At 65.6% G+C, this 19,569-nt stretch carries 19 protein-coding genes; 3 read left to right on the forward strand and 16 right to left on the reverse strand.

What is annotated here, in order from left to right; genetic code table 11:
* Positions 1–81 precede the first annotated feature (81 nt).
* From ACVMB0_RS29260 to psrA, 10 genes are all read right to left on the reverse strand, one after another.
* Positions 82–966 (reverse strand): alpha/beta fold hydrolase, encoded by an 885-nt coding sequence (locus ACVMB0_RS29260; RefSeq protein WP_461348460.1) that lies wholly within the window; start codon positions 964–966, stop codon positions 82–84.
* Positions 967–994: 28 nt separating this feature from the next.
* Entirely contained in the window at positions 995–2,407 is a 1,413-nt protein-coding gene (gene hydA / locus ACVMB0_RS29265; protein WP_461348461.1) for a dihydropyrimidinase, read from the reverse strand.
* Positions 2,407–3,171, reverse strand: a complete 765-nt coding sequence (locus ACVMB0_RS29270) for an aspartate/glutamate racemase family protein (protein WP_461348462.1) — start codon at positions 3,169–3,171, stop codon at positions 2,407–2,409. Before ACVMB0_RS29270 ends, hydA begins: the two co-directional genes overlap by 1 nt.
* A complete protein-coding gene (locus ACVMB0_RS29275) occupies positions 3,168–3,983 on the reverse strand; it encodes a GntR family transcriptional regulator (protein ID WP_461348463.1) in 816 nt (271 codons plus the stop codon). The genes ACVMB0_RS29270 and ACVMB0_RS29275 overlap by 4 nt, the downstream gene beginning before the upstream one ends.
* Positions 3,980–4,762, reverse strand: a complete 783-nt coding sequence (locus tag ACVMB0_RS29280; RefSeq protein WP_456754311.1) for a maleate cis-trans isomerase family protein — start codon at positions 4,760–4,762, stop codon at positions 3,980–3,982. The genes ACVMB0_RS29275 and ACVMB0_RS29280 overlap by 4 nt, the downstream gene beginning before the upstream one ends.
* Positions 4,763–4,787: 25 nt before the next feature.
* Positions 4,788–6,092 carry an MFS transporter gene (locus ACVMB0_RS29285; RefSeq protein WP_461348464.1) on the reverse strand — a complete coding sequence of 435 codons (1,305 nt, stop codon included), beginning with the start codon at positions 6,090–6,092 and terminating at the stop codon, positions 4,788–4,790.
* A gap of 351 nt (positions 6,093–6,443) precedes the next feature.
* Positions 6,444–7,760: an MFS transporter gene (locus ACVMB0_RS29290; RefSeq protein WP_461348465.1), complete on the reverse strand. Its 1,317-nt coding sequence runs from the start codon at positions 7,758–7,760 to the stop codon at positions 6,444–6,446.
* Positions 7,761–7,843: 83 nt separating this feature from the next.
* Positions 7,844–9,292, reverse strand: coding sequence for a phosphonoacetaldehyde dehydrogenase (gene phnY, locus ACVMB0_RS29295; RefSeq protein ID WP_461348466.1), 1,449 nt, complete (start codon positions 9,290–9,292; stop codon positions 7,844–7,846).
* 23 nt (positions 9,293–9,315) lie between these two features.
* Positions 9,316–10,572: a phosphonoacetate hydrolase gene (gene phnA / locus ACVMB0_RS29300; protein WP_461348467.1), complete on the reverse strand. Its 1,257-nt coding sequence runs from the start codon at positions 10,570–10,572 to the stop codon at positions 9,316–9,318.
* A gap of 28 nt (positions 10,573–10,600) precedes the next feature.
* A complete protein-coding gene (gene psrA, locus ACVMB0_RS29305; RefSeq protein ID WP_461348468.1) occupies positions 10,601–11,731 on the reverse strand; it encodes an iron-containing alcohol dehydrogenase PsrA in 1,131 nt (376 codons plus the stop codon).
* Between the two features lie 80 nt (positions 11,732–11,811).
* Between psrA and ACVMB0_RS29310 the strand changes: the two genes are divergently transcribed.
* Entirely contained in the window at positions 11,812–12,717 is a 906-nt protein-coding gene (locus ACVMB0_RS29310) for a LysR substrate-binding domain-containing protein (protein WP_461348469.1), read from the forward strand.
* Here the strand turns inward: ACVMB0_RS29310 and ACVMB0_RS29315 are convergent.
* Genes ACVMB0_RS29315 through ACVMB0_RS29330 form a run of 4 tightly spaced genes read right to left on the reverse strand, consistent with a single transcriptional unit; the run spans position 12,689 to position 15,316 of the window.
* Entirely contained in the window at positions 12,689–13,852 is a 1,164-nt protein-coding gene (locus ACVMB0_RS29315) for an MFS transporter (protein ID WP_461348470.1), read from the reverse strand. The two genes, ACVMB0_RS29310 and ACVMB0_RS29315, sit on opposite strands and share 29 nt — an antisense overlap.
* A complete protein-coding gene (gene arsC / locus ACVMB0_RS29320; protein WP_461348471.1) occupies positions 13,849–14,274 on the reverse strand; it encodes an arsenate reductase (glutaredoxin) in 426 nt (141 codons plus the stop codon). Before arsC ends, ACVMB0_RS29315 begins: the two co-directional genes overlap by 4 nt.
* Positions 14,271–14,957: an aquaporin gene (locus ACVMB0_RS29325; protein WP_461348472.1), complete on the reverse strand. Its 687-nt coding sequence runs from the start codon at positions 14,955–14,957 to the stop codon at positions 14,271–14,273. The genes arsC and ACVMB0_RS29325 overlap by 4 nt, the downstream gene beginning before the upstream one ends.
* Positions 14,957–15,316, reverse strand: coding sequence for an ArsR/SmtB family transcription factor (locus tag ACVMB0_RS29330; protein ID WP_456754301.1), 360 nt, complete (start codon positions 15,314–15,316; stop codon positions 14,957–14,959). The genes ACVMB0_RS29325 and ACVMB0_RS29330 overlap by 1 nt, the downstream gene beginning before the upstream one ends.
* Before the next feature lie 49 nt (positions 15,317–15,365).
* On the opposite strand from ACVMB0_RS29330, the gene ACVMB0_RS29335 reads away from it, so the two are divergent.
* Positions 15,366–15,893 (forward strand): DUF6428 family protein, encoded by a 528-nt coding sequence (locus tag ACVMB0_RS29335; protein WP_461348473.1) that lies wholly within the window; start codon positions 15,366–15,368, stop codon positions 15,891–15,893.
* 916 nt (positions 15,894–16,809) lie between these two features.
* Here ACVMB0_RS29335 and ACVMB0_RS29340 read toward each other — a convergent pair.
* Positions 16,810–17,130, reverse strand: a complete 321-nt coding sequence (locus ACVMB0_RS29340) for a helix-turn-helix domain-containing protein (protein ID WP_456754299.1) — start codon at positions 17,128–17,130, stop codon at positions 16,810–16,812.
* Positions 17,131–17,212: 82 nt separating this feature from the next.
* Positions 17,213–18,646 (reverse strand): magnesium transporter, encoded by a 1,434-nt coding sequence (mgtE, locus tag ACVMB0_RS29345; RefSeq protein WP_461348474.1) that lies wholly within the window; start codon positions 18,644–18,646, stop codon positions 17,213–17,215.
* Positions 18,647–18,730: 84 nt separating this feature from the next.
* On the opposite strand from mgtE, the gene ACVMB0_RS29350 reads away from it, so the two are divergent.
* Positions 18,731–19,546 carry a polysaccharide deacetylase family protein gene (locus tag ACVMB0_RS29350; protein ID WP_456754297.1) on the forward strand — a complete coding sequence of 272 codons (816 nt, stop codon included), beginning with the start codon at positions 18,731–18,733 and terminating at the stop codon, positions 19,544–19,546.
* Positions 19,547–19,569 lie beyond the last annotated feature (23 nt).

Raw genomic sequence — 19,569 nt, forward strand, 5'->3', positions numbered from 1 at the left:
CGACGTGGATACCGGTTCGCGTGAAGAAAACAAGAGTTTAGAGTCTAGAGCCCCGTTCCGATTCTATCGGAAGGAAAGGCTCTAATCCTTCATCCCGGTAATCGAGGCACTCACCGCGCGCGGATCGCGCTGCGGCCAGCGGCCGCTTTCGACCTGCGCCAGGAATTCGCCGACGATGCGGTTGTATTCGTCGGGCTCCTCGATGTTGATGGCGTGACCGCAATTCGGCATCACGGCGAGCGCGGCCGACGGGATACTCTGCTTCATCAGGATGCCCGGCAGCAGGCACGGCCAATCCTCGTCGCCGGTGATGATCAGGGTCGGCACTGTGATGCGCTTCATCTCCTCGACCAGCGTGTAGAGCGAGGGGCGCTCCTTCTGCACGCCCTGCTGGGTGTTCGCCGATCCCACCGCCGAATGCTCGGCCAGCATGCGCTTGAACTCGGCGTGGCCGCGCGGATCCTTGTTCTCGTACTGCACGCGGGTCGGCCCGTAGGCATAGCGTTCGGCGAAGGCCGGCATGCCCTCCTTGCGGATCATGCTCGCGATCACGTCGGCCTCGGCGCGAAACGTCTCGCGCTTGTCGAGCTCGGCGCCGTAGCCGCAGCCGCCGATGCACAGCGACAGCGCCCGCGTCGGGTGACGCAATCCGAAATGCAGGGTCGCGAAACCGCCCATCGAGAGGCCGACGATATGTGCCTGCGGCGCACTGATGTGATCGAGCACGGCCAGGATGTCGTCGGCGGCGCGCGCCTGCGAATAGGAGGCGACCTGCTCGGGCACGTCAGACGGCGGAAAGCCGCGCGCATTGTAGGCGATGGTGCGGAAGCGCTTGCCGAAATGCCGCATCTGCGGCTCGTAGCTGCGCAGGTCGCCGGCGAATTCGTGGACCAGGATCACCGGATGACCGGATCCGGTCTCCTCGAAATAGAGGCGTACGCCGTCATCGGTTGTCGCATAGGGCATGGTGGTCTCCTGCCTTCTGGTTCGCGTGTTACGGAATGGTCGCTGCTGCCGCCGGCCTGGTGCGCGCAAGGTACGTGCCGTGCTGCTTGCTGCCGACCAGGGTGCCGTTGTCGACGACCACCTTGCCGCGCACCATGGTCAGCACCGGCCAGCCCGTGACCTCGAGCCCCTCATAGGGCGTGTAGTCCGCGCCGTCATGGATCAGCTCGTGGCGGATCGTCACCTTGCGGGTCGGGTCCCACAGCGCGATGTCGGCATCGGAGCCGACCGCGATGGTGCCCTTGCGCGGATACAGGCCGTAGATCTTGGCGTGATTGGTGGCGCTGAAGGCGACGAAGCTGTTGATGTCGATGCGGCCCTTCGCGACGCCTTCCGAGAACAGGATCGGCAGCCGCGTCGCCACGCCGGGGATTCCGTTCGGCACCCAGCGGAAGCTGGTGCGTCCCTTGGGCGCGAGCTTTCCTTTCGGGTCGTCGTAGCGGAACGGACAATGGTCCGACGAGAACACCGAGAACACCTTCTGCTGCAGTCCCTCCCAGCACGCCTGCTGGCTGGCGACGTCCCGCGGCGGCGGCGAGCAGACGTATTTGGCGCCTTCCATGTTGAGCTGGTCGAGATCCTTCTCGGTCAGCATCAAATACTGCGGGCAGGTCTCGCCCATCACCCGCAAGCCCCGCTGCTGCGCGCGGCGGATTTCCTCCATCGCCTGGCGGTTCGAGACATGCACGATCATGATCGGCACGTCGACCAGCTCGGACAACGAGATCGCGCGATGGGTGGCCTCGCGCTCGACCGGGATCGGTCGCGAGGTCGCGTGGAAGCGCGGCGCGGTGTTGCCGGCGCGCTCCAGCCGGTCGGTCAGGAAGCGGATCGCGTCGAAATTCTCCGCATGCACCATCAGCATCGCGCCGGTCTCGCGCGCCACCGACATGGTCTCGAGCAGCTCGCGATCCGACAGCGCCAGCCCCTCATAGGTCATGAAGACTTTCAGCGACGTGTAGCCGTCCTCGACCAGTGCCGGCAGCTCCTGGCCCAGCACGTGCTCGGTCGGATCGGTGACGATGAGGTGGAAGGCGACGTCGACATGGCATTCGCCTTCGGCCAGCGCATGGTAATGCTTCAGCGCCTCGCGCAGCGTCTGGCCCTTCTCCTGCAGGCAGAACGGCAGCACCGTGGTGTTGCCGCCGAACGCCGCCGAACGGGTGCCGGAGGCAAAGCCGTCGGCCATCACGATGCCGTCGCCCGACGGCTGGGCGAAATGCACGTGGCTGTCGATGCCGCCGGGCAGCACCAACCGGCCGGTCGCATCGATGACCGTGGCCGCACTGCCGAGATCATGGCCGAGCGCGGTGATCTTGCCGTCGCGGATTCCGACGTCGCAGGCAAAGCTGTCGGCAGCGGTGACCACGGTGCCGCCGCGGATGATGGTGTCGAAGGACATCAGCGGGTCCCCTCTTTCGGTGAGCGATGTTCGATGATGGCGGCAAGCGGCTCGGCCAGCCCGAGCGTCGGCTTCGGGTCGGGTCTGCGGAACGTGCCGGCGACCGCCTTGCGCGGCCTGAGCACGGCGAGCGTCTCCGCCTGGCGCACGGCGGCCGCGACCGGATCGACCACCGGCACCGGCACGCGATCACGGACCTTTGCCGCAAGACCGGCGAGCGGAGCGCCGGACAGAATGACGACGTCGGCATTGTCCTGCACGACCGCCTGGTTGGCGAGCGCGACCAGCAGGTCTTCTTTCTCGGCCTGCACCTCCGAGATCGACTGGAAGCCGCCATCGAGCGTGCGGATACCGGCGCAGCGTGCAGCGAGCCCGTGCATGGCGACGCATTCCTCGTACCAGGGCGCCAGCGCGCCGGCGAAGGTCACGATCGAGAACCGCCGTCCCAGCATGCAGGCAGTCAGCATCGCGGCTTCGGCAAGGCCGACGACGGGATAAGCAAACAGCTCGCGCGCGCCGAACAGGCCGGGATCGCCGAACGCGGCGATGATGGCGGCATCGATGCCGGCGCCGGCCTCGGCCAGCATCTCCAGCGCGATTGCGCCGCCGATCTGCGCCTCGGCGCGGGTCGCGATATAAGGCACGCCGCGCGTGGCGGTGACCGGCACGAGCTCGGTGCCGGGCGATGCCACCTTGCTGCCCGCGGCATGGAGCAGGTCCGTCACCGCTGCGGTCGTGTTGGGATTGAGCAGCAGGATCTTCATGACGCAGCTTTCTTCATCTTGCGGCCGCGCGGCTTCGCGGATGCGTCCGGCACGGCGGCGTCATCAGGTGTGTCGTCCAGCGTCTCGGCGACGATCTCGCCGGTGCGGCGGACGTGATGGGCCAGCATCTGCCCGGCTTGGGCTCCGTCACGCGCTTTCAGCGCGGCCAGAATCTCCTGGTGCTCGCGCACCGATTCATCCCAGCGCCCGAGCACCGACAGCGCAAAGAAGCGCGCCCGCTCGGCCCGAGCCAGCAGCGCCTCGTGGGTTGCCTTCAGCACCGCGTTGCGGGCGAAGCCGACGATCGCCGAATGGATCTGCTGGTTGACCTGGAAATAGTCGCGCAGTTCGCCGCGGCCGTGATGCCATTCGATCTTGTCTTGTAGTGCATCGAGCCGCTCGAAATCGGCCTCCTCCATGCGCAGCGCGGCGAGCTCGGCGGCGCAGCGCTCGATGCCGCTGACCGCCTCGAACAATTCGGCCAGCTCGGCGCGGCGGAACGGCGCCACCACCGCGCTGTGGTTGAGCCTGAGCTCGACCAGGCCTTCGCTCGCCAATTGCTTCAGCGCTTCGCGCAGCGGCGTCCGCGAGATGCCGAGCGCGTCGGACAGGTCCGCCTCGCCCAGCGATTGTCCCGGCGCCAGCTCGCCGCGCACGATCATGCTGCGCAGCCGCACCGCCGCCTGCTCGTGCAGTCCGACCCGCGGCACGCGCAGGCGGCGCCGTTGCTGCGCCGTGATCGCGTGCTTGGGTTCCTTGCCACGTCTGGCCGGCTTGGCCTTGGTCTCGGCTTTGGTTTTGGCTTCAGTCACCGCACGCCTATATCGTCATCATTGTGTTCGGAGATCGCGGTCGCCGCGCGCAGATCGGGATTCGTGAACAGGCTGCCCCAGCCGTGCACGCGCGACGGATCGCAGCCGACAGCGGTGAGGCATCCCCACAGCGTCACCGCGATCGAATCCAGAACCGGCACGCCGAACTCGCGCTCCAGCCGCTCGGCGGCGCCCGCGCCGCGCATGTTGGTGCAGAGCACGACGGCGGCATCGCAGCCCTCGCGCACGACCTCCTCGATCAGCGCGGCCACCTTGGCTTCGCTGACCTCGGCAAAGGAGAAATTGTCCTGCAGCGACAAATGGCGCTCGGCAAAGCAATTGAGCCCCTCCGAATTCCAGTTGGCGATGATCTTGTCCTGCACGTCCTTGCGATACGGCGTCACCAGCCCAATGCGCCTGGCGCCGATCCGCCGCAGCAGATCGCGATAGGCCAGCACCGTGGTGCAGGCCTTGATACCCGTTGCCGCAGTGATCTGCTCGCACAGGCTCTCGTCGCGATCGAAGCCGAGCCAGCTTGCCGAGGTGCCGTTCCAGGCGATGACGTCGACCTTGGCGTGCGCAAGCAGTTCCGCTGCGCGAAGGATCTCGCTGGCGTCGAATTGGCGCAGCGCCGCCTCCGACAGCGCGATCTCCGTCACCTTGAAGCGCGCAAAATGCGCCGAGACGCCGTCGATGCCTGCCAGCATCGCATAAGTGATCGGCTCGAGCGCGGTATTCGACGACGGCGTCAGCATGCCGAGCCGGACGGGACGTGTCATGGTTGCTTCCGTTGCTCGCTCCGTTCTAGACCGGGAGCTTGCGGCTGTAATCGATCAGGGTCGAGCAGATCAACAGCGCAATGCCCGCGGCGGCGAAATACATCAAGGCCAGGAAGTAGGAGCCGGTGGCCTGCACGATGAAGCCGACGATCAGGGGCGTGGTGATGCCGGCGATGTTGCCGCCGAGATTCATGCAGCCGCCGAGGAAGCCGGACTTGCCGCGGCCCGCCAGTGCCGACGGGATCGCCCAGTACATGCCGCACCAGCGCAGGAAGAACAGCGTCGTCGACAGCAGCACCACCACCGCGACCGCATTGGTGACGTAGGCGACCAGGAAGATCGACACCGTCGCCATGATCGCGGCGATGCCGAACAGGGTGCGGAACACGGTGTTGGGTGCCCCGCCCCGCTCCCGCCAGGTATCGCCGATCCAGCCGCCGACCAGCTCGCCGACGAAGCCTGAGAAGAAGATGATGAAGGAGGCGCCGCCGAGCGCCTTGATGTCGAAGCCGTGCACCTTGAACAGATAGGTCGGCATCCAGGTCAAGAGCCCGTAGAAGGTGGTGTTGAAGAACATCCAGCCGAGACACATGCACCACACCGAGCGGAAGCGGAAATAGGCCATCCAGCTGGCGCCGGAGGACGGCGGCGTCGCCGCGTCCTCGATCGCATGCGCCTCCTCGAGGTAGCGCGCCTCGGCTTCGTTGACCGCGGGATGCTCGCGCGGCACGTTGCGGATGTAGTACCAGGCCCACAGCCCGCACAGCATGGTGCCGACGCCCGCGACGACGAAGGCGACCCGCCAGGAGCTGAACGCCGCCATCAGCCACGCAATCACGATCGAGCCGAGCGCTGCACCCAGCGGCGCGCCGCCGTCCAGCAGCGTCGCGCCGCGGCCGCGTTCGGTCTGCGTCATCCAGATCGCGTTGAGCTTGCCGCCGGCCGGATAGATCGGTGCTTCCGACGCACCGAGCCCGAGCCGGGTCAACAGCAGCAGCATCCAGCTGGTCGACAGCGCTGCCAGCGCCTGGAAGAAGCCCCAGAACAATGTCGCGAGAGCGATCACGATGCGCGGCTTGAAGCGGTCGGCGAGCATGCCGCCCGGCACCTGCATCAGCGCGTAGGTCCAGAAGAACGAGCTCAGGATCAGGCCCTGCATCGCCGGGTCGATGTCGAACTCCTTGGCGATGACAGGCATTGCGACCGACAGCGACGCGCGATCGATATAGTTGATCGAGATCAGGAACAGCATCAGCAGGAAGATCTTCCAGCGCACGCCGGATGGCTTCGCCGCATCTGCCATTGCGATGGTGGACACCTGATCGCTCATTGCTCGCTCCTCATGGCAGATTGTTTCGCAGCTGGCGTCACCTCCGTAACCGAAGGTAACCGGCCCTCCTGCCCGGCGAGAAGTCTGCTTCAAGGCGGCTGGCGCCACAAGCACATTTTGTATTCTGCATACAATATATAATATCATATTGATATTATGAGATATTATTGATAAAGCGCTTCGTTATTGATCAGCCCGTGGCGAGGAATTGGGCGTGAGATAACCAGCCCGTAGCCCGCATGAGCGAAGCGATATGCGGGATCTGATTGCCCCGGATATCGCTTCGCTCATCCGGGCTACATGCCCCGACGGCTGCGTCCCAGGCTGTCGCCTGGGACGCATGTGCATGAACTAGCGGCGGATGAACGTCGCCACCACCGCGCTCGACGTGGCGCAGACCGCGACCACCAGGAACACCAGCGAGGTCTGGTTGTGCTTGTCCATGAAGTGGCCGATCATCGGCTCGCCGAGGCCGGCGAACAGATAGGCGAAGAAGTTCATCACGCCGGTCGCAGTCCCTGCCCGCTTGTGCCCGACCAGGTCCGGGCACAGCGCCCAGAACGAGGATTGCGGGCCGTAGGTGAAGAAGCCGCACAGGAACAGCACCGTCATGCCGAGAACGATTTCCGAGGTCGGGATCGCGTACATGCACAGCGAGGTGATCGCGGCGAGTGCCATGTAGAGCACGATGGCGAGGTAGCGGCGCGAGCCGAACACCTTGTCCGAGACCCAGCCATTGCTGAAGGCGCCGACCGCCATGCCGACCGGCAGCGCGATGCTGATCCAGCGCGGATCGATCACCGAGCTGGCGCCGGCCTTGGCCCAGTTGCTGCCGAGGAAGTGCACCGGCACCCAGACCAGCAATCCGTAGCGCGCCGCGTTCTGGAAACCGATCGCGACGCCGGCGACCAGGAGGCGCCAGTTCGACAGCACCGCCTTGTAGCGCGCCAGCGAGCCCTCATTGGCGTCGACCGCGGCCTCGGTTGCAGCGACCTCGTCGGCCTCGTCATGCGGCGAGGCAAAGCCCATATCCTCGGGCTTCTCGCGCGCGATCAGATAGAACGCGATGCCGCCGAGCAGCAGCAGCACGACCGGGATGCGGAAGATCCAGCGCCAGTCGAGCTGGAAATAGCCGACCACGACCAGCGAGGTGACGAACGACAGCACCGAGGCCAGACCGGCCGCGAAGGTATAGAGCCCGTAGACCGTGCCGCGCTCGTGGCGGCCCCACCAGTTCGATAAGAGCCGGCTGCCCGGCGCCCATCCCATCGACTGGAAATAGCCGTTGATGCCCCAGAACGCCGTCAGGCTGACGATCCCGGTCGACAGCGAGGTCGCCCAGTTCATGATGAAGGAGAGGATCGCGCCCGCGCTCATCACGCGGCGGCCGCCGAACTTGTCGCCGAGATTGCCGTTGATGGCCTGGCCGACCGCATAGCACCACAACAGCGCCGCGCTGGCCCAGCCCAGCGCCTCCTTGGTGACGCCGAACTCGGCCTGGATGCCGGGAATCGCGAAGCCGAAGGTCTGCCGCCCGGTGTAGAAGAACAGATAGCAGAACATCGCCGCGAACAGCATGCGCCACTGCGCGCGCCGGAACGAGCTCGCAAGCTCCGGATTCTGCACCCCGACCGAGCCGACGCTCGACGGACTGAACGTGATCGACATTGAACCCTCCCCTGATTGATTGGTGATCGCAATCGGCCGCCGCGTTGTTGTTGTTGTCCGCGCGCGGCCCTCCACGCGCTGCTCTAGACCGGCCAGGGCAACGAATAGGTCTTGACGTTGGTGAAGCTCTTGATCGCCTCCTGCACGCCTTCCTTGTAGCCGAGGCCGGAGTCCTTGATCCCGCCGAACGGCGACAGCTCGATCCGGTAGCCCGGCACTTCCCAGACATTGACGGTGCCGACATCGAGCTCGTTGACGAACCGCGTGATGTAGTCGAGCCGGTTGGTGCAGACGCCGGACGACAGGCCGAACGCGGTCGAATTCGAGATCCGGATCACGCTCTCGATGTCGTTGGGCACGCGGATGATCGGGATCACCGGGCCGAAGGTCTCCTGCATCACCAGCTCGCTGGTGTAGGGAATCCGGTCGACCACGGTCGGCGGATACAGCGCGCCGTTGCGGTCGTTGCCGTGCAGCAGCTCGGCGCCGTCGGCGACCGCCGCATTGACGCGGCGCTCGAACTCCTTCGCCGCGCCCTCATGGATCACGGTGCCGACATCGACCGTCGGGTCCATCGGATCGCCGCACTTCAGCGTACGCGCCTTCTTCAGCACGAGCGCGGCGAAATCGTCCGCAACCGCCTCGACGCAGAGGATGCGCTTCACCGCCGTGCAGCGCTGGCCGGAATTCTTGGTCGCGCCGGTGACCGCAAGCTCCGCGGCCTTCTCGAGGTCTGCGTCCTCCATCACGATCAGGGGATCGTTGCCGCCGAGCTCGAGCACCAGGCGCTTGTAGCCGGCCTTGCTGGCGATGTGCTTGCCGACCCTGACCGAGCCGGTGAAGGTCACGAGGTCGGCGTCGGGATCTGATATCATCGCATCGCCCATCGACTGCGGATTGCCTGTCACCACCGACAGCATCTCGGGCGGCAGCCCCGCCTCATACAGCACGTCGGCGAGCGCGAGCGCGGTCAGCGGCGTCAGCTCGGTCGGCTTCAGCACCACGCGGTTGTTGGTCGCGATTGCGGGGGCGATCTTGTGGCTCACCATGTTGAGCGGATGGTTGAACGGCGTGATCGCCGAGATCGCGCCGAGCAGCGGCGTCCGGGTGGTGAAGATCTTGCGCGCCTTGCCCTGCGGGCTGATGTCGCAGGAAAACGTCTCGCCGTCGTCCTGGATCGCGAGCTGGCCCGCGAAGGAGTAGACGTCATAGGCGCGGCCGGCCTCGTAGAGCGAGTCCTTCCAGCACAGCCCGGATTCGGCGGTGATCAGCCGCGCGAACTCTTCCTTGCGGCCGGCCAGGAGCTCGGCGGTGCGCAGCAGGATGCGCTGGCGCTCATAGCGCGTCAGCTTCGGCTTGAACGCGGCCGCCTTGGCAAAGGCGCTGCGGACATGCTCCGGCCGTGCCGCCGGCACGGTGCCCACCACCTTGTTGGTGTAGGGATTGAAGACCTCGACATGCTCGTCGGTGTCGACGAGGCTGCCTGCGATGCGCATCTGCTCGTGGCGGACGGCTGCGCTCTGGATGTTCATGATGGTGTCCTCTGGTCCTGGCGTCACTGGATGCGGTTGAGCGCGACGTCGAAGGCGTCGAAATTGCGCAAGGCGTGCCCTTCCGGCAGCGCGATCCTGCGGTTGGCGATCAGCGGCACCCGCTGCTCGGTCAGCCCGCCATGCGAACGCAGCGGCTCGGTCAGCCCCGAGAGATCGTGGCGGGATTCGCTGGTGCCGAGCACCTTGTGCTTGGTCGAGATCACGACGATGTCGCCGATCCGGTCCGGCGGCAGCTCGAACCGGGCACAGGCCTCCTTGCGCGTCAGCGCGATCTCGATGCCCTTGGTATCGCGCAGCCGCATCAGCAGCGTGCCGACGTCGGCACCGTCGGGCGTGTAGATCGTCGCGAACGAGCCGAGCGACCCGTGATGGGCGACATAGGGATCGGTGATCGGCAGGATCACCCGCGCGGCACCCGCACCGGTCCAGTCGTCCATCACGTCCTGGAGGTAGATCACGTCGGGCTTCCCGTCGGGCAAGAACTTGTCGTTCATGCCGTGGTCGGCGGTCGCCACGATGTTGCAGCCGAGCGCATCGAGCTCGGCAAGATAGCCGTCGATCATCGCGTAGAAGTCGTTGGCGATCCTGGTGCCGAGCCCGACCTTGTGCTGGATGTAGTCGGTGGTCGACAGATACATCAGATCGGGACGGTATCGCTCGACCAGCTTGACGCCGGCCGCGAACACGAAGCGTGACAGGTCGGCCGAATAGACCTCCGGCAACGGCAGGCCGACGAAGTCGAGCACATTGTCGATGCCGTTATTGGCCTTGGTGGCCTGATCGGCTTTCTCCGACGAGAAGGCAATCGCACGGCCGCTCGCATAGTCGAGCCCGTCGGCCAGCAAGGTGCGCAGCTTGTCCTTGGCGGTGACGGCGGCGACCTTGTAGCCGGCGTCATGAACCCCGGCCAGAATGGTCGGCGCGCGCAGGAATTTGGGATCGTTCATCATGACTTCGACATTGTTCGCCGTGTCGTAGAAGTAGTTGCCGGCGATGCCGTGCACCGCGGGCGGCCGTCCGGTGATGATCGAGAGGTTGTTCGGATTGGTGAAGCTCGGGATCACGCTGGCGGCATGGACATGCGCGCCCTCCCTCATGAAGCGCGCGAAGGTCGGCGCGACGCCGGCCTCGATTGCGCGCTCGATGTAGCCGGGCTCCGAACCGTCGAGGCAGATCACGACGGTTGGCCGCGTCGGCGCATCGTAGCGGCGCCCATTGACGGTGATGATTTTGCGATTTTCCTGGCGATCGTCTTGCATGAGTTATCTCCTTGTCACTGCGCCGCCGTCACGCGCTCACCGCGCTCGGCATCCGCTGGGTCTGCGCTGCCTCGATCAGCCGCTCTTTCGACCCCAAGAAGTTGCGGCCGCGTTCGCCCTCGAGCGAGTCGGCGATCAGCGCGTGCCATTCGGCGCGCTCGATCCGGTAGGCGGCCGGATTGCAGGAGATGCCGAGCCGCGCCATGAAATCCTCGAGGTCGTCGGCCGCCCGCATAAGGTCCGCGCCGAAAATCTGCTTCAGGCTGTCCTCGCAGAGCCCGCCCGCCCCCCTGACGCTGCGCAGCACCATCGGCAGCGAGAACGAGCAGGCGATGCCGTGCTGCACGCCGTGCCGCAGCGTGATCGGATAGGACAGCGAATGCGCGATCGCGGTCTTGGTGTTGGAGAACGCCAGGCCCGCGAACAGCGCCGCCTGCGCCATGCGGCTGCGCAGCTCGAGATTGCCGAGATCGTTGGCGAGCTTCGGCAGCACGTCGAGCACACCGCGCGCCGCCGCCACCGCGTGGTTGGCCGACACCGGGTTGTTGTTGACGTTCCAGATGCTCTCCAGCGCATGCGACAGCGCATCGAGCCCGGTGCTGATGGTGAGCAGCCGCGGCTTGCCGAGCATCAGGCGCGGATCGATCACCGCATGGGTCGGATAGAGCGACGGACGCGCCAGCGAATATTTCTTGCCGTTGGCCTCGTCCCACACCGTGCCCCAGCAGGTCACCTCGCTGCCGGTGCCGGCGGTGGTCGGCACCGCGATGATCGGGATCGCGGCAAGGCGCTCGGCGCCCTGCTGGGTCTCCAGATAGGTTTTCACCGTTGTGAAGTCGCCGCCGGCCGCCGCGAACACTTTTGCGGAGTCGATCACCGAGCCGCCGCCCAGTGCGATGATCACGTCCGGCTGTTTGGCGAGCCCGGCAAAGCGCGCGCTCTGTTCGGTGAGCAGCCGATAGTCCGGATTGGGCGCGACGTCGCGGATGGTCAGGACCGACGGCCCTGCCGCGGCGCGCAGCCGGCGCTCGAGTTCGTCGAACACCGGCTCGCCATAGGTCACCAGCGCATAGGCGCGCTTGCCGATCAGCGCCGGCAGCTTGTCGAAGCTGTCGGAGCCAAATTCGATCCTTACCGGGTTGGAATAAGTCCAGGCCATCCGCGCGTCCTCCGTTTGACGCGAAGGTACGTCGCCCGTTGCTATTGACAAATTCATTCTACGGATGCGTTCTATTGATTATGTCAATAGTATTCAGCCAGCTCCGCGCCTTCCATGCGGTCGCCGCCCATGGCGGCTTCACTGCGGCGTCGCGTGTGCTCAACGTCGGCCAGCCGACGCTGACCATCCAGGTCAAGGAGCTGGAGGAGAGCTACGGGGTCGAGCTTTTGATCCGCAAGCCCAGGCACACCGAGCTCACCGAGGCAGGCAGCGCGCTGTTCGAGATCACCCGCGGCATCATGACGTTCTGCGACGAGGCGCACGAATTGCTGGCCGCGCATGGCAAGGCCACCAGAGGCCATCTGCGGGTTGCAACCGTCGGTCCATTCCATGCCACCGAGATCATCGCCGCCTTCAAGCGCGATCACCCGGAGGTGCAGATCTCGACCCTGCTCGGCAATTCCGAGCGCACCTTTCGCCACATCGTCGACTTCGAGGCCGACGTCGCGATCCTGGCGGAGGTGCCGGAAGATCCGCGCGTCACCATGATCCCCTATCGCACCCACCGCGTGATCGTGTTCGTCAACCGCGATCACCCCTGGTTCAAGCGCAAGTCGGTCCGGCTGCGCGAGCTGGCCGACCAGCCGATCGTGCTGCGCGAGCGCGGCTCGACCACCCGGCGCGCCTTCGAGGCGACGATGCAGGCCGAGGGCATCCGGATCGAGCCGGTGTTCGAGATCGAAAGCCGGGAGGGCGTCTGGAAGGCGGTCGAGCGCGGGCTCGGCATCAGCGTCGTCGCGGACTTCGAATTCGTGCCGCACCCGAACCTGCGCGCGCTCGAGATCAGCGACCGCACGATCAAGACCCAGTACAGCATCGCCCACCACAGCGGCCGCGGCCACTCACCCATCATCAAGGCATTCATCGACACGGTCCGGCGGATGAAGGGTGGCGATGCTACCGCGAAGGGCTCCGCCCGGCCTTGAGTGCGAACAACGCCACGAGTGCAGCCAAACTCAAAGCCGACGTGACCGCAAGCGTATAGCCGCCGAGCGGTGCAATCAGGAAGCCGAATGCCAGCGGCGCAATCGCCTGCGACAGCCGCGACGGCGCGCCGAGCAGCCCCAGGCGGTAGCCGTAATCCTTTGGACCGAAGATCGCCAGCGGCAGCGTGCCGCGCGCGATCGTCAGGATGCCGTTCCCTGCGCCGTGCAGCAGCGCGAAGACACCGGCAAAGCCGCCGCCGAACAGGCCGATGACGCACGCGCCCAACGGGTGCGTGATGCAGGCCAGGCGTGCTGACCACAGCGGATGGAAGCGCTTCAGCAGGCTCGCTTCGACAATGCGCGCCGCCACCTGCGCCGGGCCGATCAACGCGCCTGCCGCGATCGCCTGCGCCTGCGTCGCGCCGAGCGACTCGAGAATGCGCGGCAAGTGCACCGCCATCGCCGATGTGACGCTCCAGGCGGCCGCGAAAGCGAAGGCCAGCAGCACCATCGCACGATCGATCGGAATATGCGGCTTCGGCGTGTCCGCCGCGAGCCGATGCTCTCGCCTCAATCTGGGGATCAGAAAGCCATTCAGCGGCAGGCAGATCAGAATGTGCGCCGCCGCCCAGCCGAAGCAGGTCCAGCGCCATCCGATGGTTGACAGTCCCCACGCGCTGAGCGGCCAGCCGATCGTGCTGGCAAAGCCCGCGATCAAGGTGATGCCGGTGATGGAGCGGCGGGCGGCGTCGCCGTAGATGCGCCCGAGCGCCGCGAAGGCCGCATCATACAGGCCAAGGCCCATGCCGACGCCGAGCAACAGCCAGCTCACCGCCATCAGGACGCCGCCCTGCGCGAGCCCGAGCAGGATCAGGCCGGACGCCAGAATGAGATTGGACGCGCACAGCACTTCGCGCCCGCCCATGCGGTCGATCTGGCGGCCGACGCGCGGACCGAGCAATCCTGAGATCACCAGCGCCATCGAGAACGCGGCGAACAGCCAGTTCGTCGAGATGCCGAGGTCGCGCGCGATCGGGTCCGCGAGGATGGCCGGCAGATAGTAGCTCGAGGCCCAGGCAAGGGTCTGCGTGGTGCCGAGCGCGACGATCAGGATATTATCGGCACGGCGGCTCATCCAGCGCGCGTGCCCGTCGTCTTCGGCGAAACCACCTCTCCGTCCTCCTTGACGAATGGGCCGATGTCGGCGACCGCGAGGAGATCAAGAACCGCCTCGGACGGCCGGCATAACTTCACGCCCTTTGGCGAGACCACGATCGGCCGGTTGATCAGGATCGGATGCGCCATCATGAAATCGATCAGTTCGTCGTCGCTCCATTTCGGATTGCCAAGACCGAGCGCGGCATAGGGCGTGCCTTTCTCGCGCAGCAACGCGCGCGGCGTCATGCCCATGGCTGCGATCAGCGCGACCAGCGTGTCGCGCGCGGGAGGCGTCTTGAGATATTCGACGATCTCGGGCTCCTCCCCGCTCTGCCGGATCATGGCCAGGGTGTTGCGCGACGTCCCGCAATCGGGATTGTGATAGATCGTGATCGTCATTGGATCGCTTCCTTTGTGGTCTCAGTGCCGCGCAGCAGCCAGGTCATGAATGCCGCCGCAACCACGGCGCCCAGAACCTCGGCCACGATGAAGCCCGGCAGGTCCTGCGCCCTGATGCCGGAAAACGTATCGGTGAACGATCGCGCGATGGCGACCGCCGGATTGGCAAAGGACGTGGACGCGGTGAACCAATAAGCGGCCGTGATGTAAAGCCCGACCAGCCATGGAATGGCGGCCTCGCGAAACCGGAGGCCACCGAGAATCGCAGCGATCAATCCGAACGCGGCAACGAATTCCGCAAACCACTGCGGAAAGCCTGTCCTCGCCTTGACCGAGAACTCCAGCAGCGGCAGGCCGAACATGCCGTGCGCAACCATTGTACCCAGGATTCCTCCGAGCATTTGCGCCGCGACGTACTGCGCGGCGTGCGGCAGTCGGAGTTCCCCCTTCAGCATGAACACCAGTGTCACCGCCGGATTGAAGTGCGCGCCGGAGATCGGCCCAAAGATCGTGATCAGCACCACCAGAATGGCGCCGGTCGGAAGCGTGTTGCCGAGCAGCGCCAACGCCACGTCCTTGGTCAAGGTCTCGGCCATGATGCCGGAGCCGACGACGGTCGCGACCAGGAGCAAGGTACCAAACCCCTCGGCCGCGAGGCGTCGTGACAGGTCGAAGTCGCGCATCAGGCACGCGCCTTCTTCTTGGCTGTGGAGGGCCTGCACTGCGCATCGGCGAGCGCCGGCGCGCAGATTTCCGGGTGGCCCGCGCAGCAATCCTTCATCAGGAAGGCGATGAGATCCCGCAAGCCGGTGAAGTCCGCCGAGTAGATGATCGAACGCGCCTCGCGACGCGGCACGATCATGCCGGCGTGCTCGAGATCCTTCAGATGAAACGACACGTTGGACGGCGATACCGCGACCGCCTCGGCGATCGCACCGGCCGCCATCCCGCCGGGACCGGCCTGCACCAGCAACCGCACGATCCGCAGCCGCGTTTCCTGCGACAGCGCGGCAAAGGCGGTTCGGGCTTGACGCTCCTCCATATTTCGACAATCCTACAATTCAATAATCATTGAAATGAGGATAGCAGCCATGGACACGCTTGCCAACACCCGATCGATCGTCGGCGCCCTGCTCCCGGTGGACGAGCTGTCGGCTGCGGCGCTGCTATCCAGCCTCGAGGCGCACAAGGAGAAGCCGCTGATCTTCAGCTACGATGGAAGGGACGTCCGCCCCAGCTACCACGTGACCGAGGTCAAGACCGGCTCATTCAGAGGGCTCGATTGCGGTGCGAATCCCGAGAGCTGGAGCGAGACCTTCATTCAGCTCTGGGACATCGAGGAGGAAAACCGCGGCCACATGGCTGCCGGGAAATTCCTCGCGATCATCCGCAAGGTCGACCAGGCCGTCGGCTTCGATCCGCAAGCCAAGCTGACCTTCGAAGTCAGCGACGGCGTGCGGCCGATGCAGATCTATCGCGCGGAACGCATGGATGCCGGCGACACCGCGGTCCGCGTCTATCTCTCCGCGCGTCCGTCGAGCTGCAAGCCGCGCGACCGCTGGCTGCAGGAGCAGCAATCCTGCTGCGTGCCGACAGCCAGGCAGCCGTGCTGCGGCTGATTGATGTTCGAGCGGGTTCGCGCCAAAAATCCCGATCACTGAGTTGCCCGACGGGTCAAGCCCCCGCAGCAAAAATATTTCGGTTTATCCGCAGACCGACACAGTGTATGAATCCGCCCGTCTCACCCGATCGAGGGGCGCTGCGCATCGTCAGGAGTGTTGCGGTGAGATGCGGTGGACGCTGCTTGCGCACTGGCGACGTGCGCGATGCGGCGGACGGCGAAGTCGTGCAGACCTGACGCCCTAGCGGCAGGTGTCTCCTAGCGGAACGCGCAAGCGTTCTCGCGAAGGACGGTGACAAAAAAGCCCAGTCTCACCGGGGCGAGCACGTATAAGCCGTAAAACCATCGCGCAGGGAAAGCCGGGATGTTTCCGGTTACACCTGTGGTCCTACCTCCCGCGTTTTTCATTACGCGGGACCCATGGGTGCGATCGGCACCCGGCTTTCCCTGCGCCCTCTGCTTTCAGAGCGGCGAAATGAAATGCAAAACTTCGGACAGATGATGTCGCGAGAATGCGAAGCCGCGTCCTCATCCTCAACTGTCATCGCCCGGCTCGCCGCCTCCGCTAAAGCTTCGGCGCGCCACGGACTGCTTGCCTCGTCGAAGCCTTGGCGTAGACGGGACCGGGCGATCCAGTATGCCGCGGCTTCTCGACTCAAGCACAGCCGCCTCTGGAATACTGGATCACCCGCTTTCGCGGGTGATGACACCGCGTTGTGAGGCATCTTGAATCCAGAACTGTCCTCATCGTCGTCCTGGCGAAAGCCAGGATCCATTACCCCAAATCTCAGTTGTTGCGCGAAGCTGCGGCCGCGGTCCCGCTCATCATCAAACGCGGTGGTTATGGCTTTCGCCAGGACGACACCGGTGAATGTGGCGGTTGCCGCAATGACGGCAAACTGCGCCCTACCCCTTCAAGCCGCGGTCGGCGCGCTCGACAGCGCGGCGAACACCGTCTCCGGCGAATGCGCGATCACCGCGAGCAGCGCGCGGGCGGGACCGCGCGGGGCGCGCTTGCCCTGTTCCCAGTTGCGGATGGTTTCCACGGGCACGCCGAGCTTGGCGGCGAATTCGAGCTGGGTGAGCTGGGCGCGGCGGCGCAAATCGCGCACGGCCGGCTGGGCGGCCGCAGGCTGCATTGCCGCTTCGGCCGGCTGCGCGGGGACGAGCGGGATTTCCTGCCCGTCGCGCAATTCGACGATCCGTCCGTCCGCCTTGAGCCGCAACCGCTGCATGATGGCCCCCTTGAAGATAGGCGCATCATCCGCCAACCCCGTTAAGGCGCGATTAACGATAAGACGGCCGGCAGGGGGTGAGCTATTTCAGCCCGAACCACAGCGTGGCGATGCCGAGAAACGAGAAGAAGCCGACCACGTCGGTGACGGTCGTGACGAAGGTACCGGAGGCGACCGCCGGGTCGGCGCGCACCCGCTCCAGCACCATCGGAATCAGTATGCCGCCGAGCGCGCCGGCGACCAGATTGCAGATGATCGCAAGCCCGATCACGATGCCGAGGCCTGGGATCTTGAACCAGGCCACCGCGGCGATGCCGGTGATGACCGCAAAGGCGATGCCGTTGACGAGCCCGACCATGGTCTCGCGCAGCACTACGCGCATCGCGTTGAACGCGCCGAGCTCGCGGGTGGCGAGCGCGCGGACCGCGACCGTCATGGTCTGGGTCGCGGCATTGCCGCCCTGGCTCGCCACGATCGGCGCCAGCACCGCGAGCGCCACCATCTTCTCGAGCTGGCCCTCGAACAGGCCGAGCACCGACGAGGCCAGGAACGCGGTGGCAAGATTGACCAAGAGCCAGTTGAAGCGGCCGCGGGCGATGGTCCAGACCGTGTCCGACAATTCTTCGGGATGGGTGACACCGCCGAGCGCCTTCAGGTCCTCGTCGGCCTCCTCCTCGATCACGTCGACGACGTCGTCGATGGTGATCACGCCGACCAGGCGCTCGGTGGTGTCGACCACAGGAGCCGCCACCAGATTGTACTTGCCGAACATCCGCGCGACCTCTTCCTGGTCCTCCAGCGCGGAGACCCGGCGACGGTCCTCGTCGATCAGGTCCTTGACCGGAACCGGGCGGCGCGTGCGCAGCAGCACGTCGAGCGGCACGGCGCCGAGCAAATGCCTGTCGGCATCGACCACATAGATCTCGTAGAATCGATCCGGCAGGTCGGGCGTGTCGCGCATGTAGTCGATCGCCTGCCCGACGGTCTCGTCCGGCGACACCGCGATGAACTCGGTCTGCATCCGCCGGCCGGCGGAATTCTCCGGATACAGCAGGCTGCGCTCGATGTCCTCGCGCTCGGCCGCCGGCAGCTTCTCCAGGATCTCTTCCTGGTCCTCCTCGTCGAGGCTCTCCAGCAACTCGACGGCGTCGTCGGATTCGAGCTCGCGGACGCCCTCGGCGACGGTCTCCGGCTCGAGTTCCTCGAGGATCTCCTCACGGACGCTCTCGTCGACCTCGTTGAGCGCCGAGAAGTCGAAATCGGTGCCGGTGATCTCGACCAGGGTGACGCGGTCGTCGGGCTCCAGCGCCGCGATCAGGTCGCCGAGATCGGCCTCGTGCAGTTCCGCGACCACCTCGCACAGCAGCGGCCGGTCGGCAGCGTGGATCGCCCGGGTGATCTCGTCGACGAATTCGGGGCGGAGCTGGCCCTCCTCGTCCCGCATCGGCATCCGGGCGAGCGGGTCGCCCTTTGGGCGGTCCTTGGCGGGCTCGGCAATGTCGAAATTCTCGGCCATGCCGTGTTTCGCCGGTTTGACAGGAGGGGAAAATCTGGTCTGATTGATGCGGACCGGATTACCTAATCGGCGGGGCACAGTGCAATGAGAAAGATGTCGAGCGCACCACGACCGATCCTCAACATTGTGGCGACGTTGGTCGCGATCGCGCCGCTCGCACTGTTCGGCGCGGCGCAAGCCAACGAATGCCCGCGCAAGGACGCACTCGGCACCTCACGTGTGCTCGAGGTCGATCCTGCGACTTATCCGCGCGTCGGGCTAAAGAGCTTTCCGCAGACCCTGCCGCTCAGGGATGGCGAGGTGGTGCTGACCTTCGACGACGGACCGTCGCCTTTCGTCACCGACAAGGTGCTGGCGGCGCTGGGCACCGAATGCGTGCAGGCCACCTTCTTCATGGTCGGCCGCAACGCCTCCGAGCACCCCGACATGGTCCGCAAGATCGCGCGCCTTGGCCACACCGTCGGCTATCACACCTGGGACCATGCGCATCTCAACAAGCTGCCGACCGACCAGGCCGAGGCGAGCATCAACCGGGGCATCGAAGCGGTCCAGGCCGCCTTGCGCGGCACTGCCAGCACGGTTCCGAGCACGCCGTTCTTCCGGTTCCCCTATTTCGAGTCGACTCCGACGTTGCTCGACCATTTGGAAAAGCGCGGTATCGCGGTGTTCGGGGCGGATTTCTGGGCCAGCGACTGGGTCAAGATGACGCCCGAGGAAGAATTGAAGCTGCTCACCGGCCGGCTCGAAGCCCACCGGAAGGGAATTATCCTGCTGCATGACCCGCAAATGCGAACGGCCGAGATGCTGCCGGCCTTCCTGAGGTATCTCCAGGAGCATAATTTTCACGTCGTCCACATCGTCCCGCCGGCGATGAAAACCGTGTCCGACCGGACACATTGAACCCGGGGCCAAAGCTGGATTAC

The organism is Bradyrhizobium sp. USDA 4451, assembly GCF_054822585.1.

Excerpts from the sequence above, each read along its gene's own strand:
- ACVMB0_RS29290 (WP_461348465.1), bottom strand. The coding sequence starts at position 7,760 with ATGTCGATCACGTTCAGTCCGTCGAGCGTCGGCTCGGTCGGGGTGCAG.
- ACVMB0_RS29285 (WP_461348464.1), bottom strand. The coding sequence starts at position 6,092 with ATGAGCGATCAGGTGTCCACCATCGCAATGGCAGATGCGGCGAAGCCA.
- ACVMB0_RS29340 (WP_456754299.1), bottom strand. The coding sequence starts at position 17,130 with ATGCAGCGGTTGCGGCTCAAGGCGGACGGACGGATCGTCGAATTGCGC.
- ACVMB0_RS29260 (WP_461348460.1), bottom strand. The coding sequence starts at position 966 with ATGCCCTATGCGACAACCGATGACGGCGTACGCCTCTATTTCGAGGAG.
- psrA (WP_461348468.1), bottom strand. The coding sequence starts at position 11,731 with ATGGCCTGGACTTATTCCAACCCGGTAAGGATCGAATTTGGCTCCGAC.
- ACVMB0_RS29325 (WP_461348472.1), bottom strand. The coding sequence starts at position 14,957 with ATGCGCGACTTCGACCTGTCACGACGCCTCGCGGCCGAGGGGTTTGGT.
- ACVMB0_RS29280 (WP_456754311.1), bottom strand. The coding sequence starts at position 4,762 with ATGACACGTCCCGTCCGGCTCGGCATGCTGACGCCGTCGTCGAATACC.
- mgtE (WP_461348474.1), bottom strand. The coding sequence starts at position 18,646 with ATGGCCGAGAATTTCGACATTGCCGAGCCCGCCAAGGACCGCCCAAAG.
- ACVMB0_RS29315 (WP_461348470.1), bottom strand. The coding sequence starts at position 13,852 with ATGAGCCGCCGTGCCGATAATATCCTGATCGTCGCGCTCGGCACCACG.
- phnY (WP_461348466.1), bottom strand. The coding sequence starts at position 9,292 with ATGAACATCCAGAGCGCAGCCGTCCGCCACGAGCAGATGCGCATCGCA.
- ACVMB0_RS29270 (WP_461348462.1), bottom strand. The coding sequence starts at position 3,171 with ATGAAGATCCTGCTGCTCAATCCCAACACGACCGCAGCGGTGACGGAC.
- ACVMB0_RS29330 (WP_456754301.1), bottom strand. The coding sequence starts at position 15,316 with ATGGAGGAGCGTCAAGCCCGAACCGCCTTTGCCGCGCTGTCGCAGGAA.
- ACVMB0_RS29310 (WP_461348469.1), top strand. The coding sequence starts at position 11,812 with ATGTCAATAGTATTCAGCCAGCTCCGCGCCTTCCATGCGGTCGCCGCC.
- ACVMB0_RS29335 (WP_461348473.1), top strand. The coding sequence starts at position 15,366 with ATGGACACGCTTGCCAACACCCGATCGATCGTCGGCGCCCTGCTCCCG.
- ACVMB0_RS29350 (WP_456754297.1), top strand. The coding sequence starts at position 18,731 with ATGAGAAAGATGTCGAGCGCACCACGACCGATCCTCAACATTGTGGCG.
- arsC (WP_461348471.1), bottom strand. The coding sequence starts at position 14,274 with ATGACGATCACGATCTATCACAATCCCGATTGCGGGACGTCGCGCAAC.
- phnA (WP_461348467.1), bottom strand. The coding sequence starts at position 10,572 with ATGCAAGACGATCGCCAGGAAAATCGCAAAATCATCACCGTCAATGGG.
- hydA (WP_461348461.1), bottom strand. The coding sequence starts at position 2,407 with ATGTCCTTCGACACCATCATCCGCGGCGGCACCGTGGTCACCGCTGCC.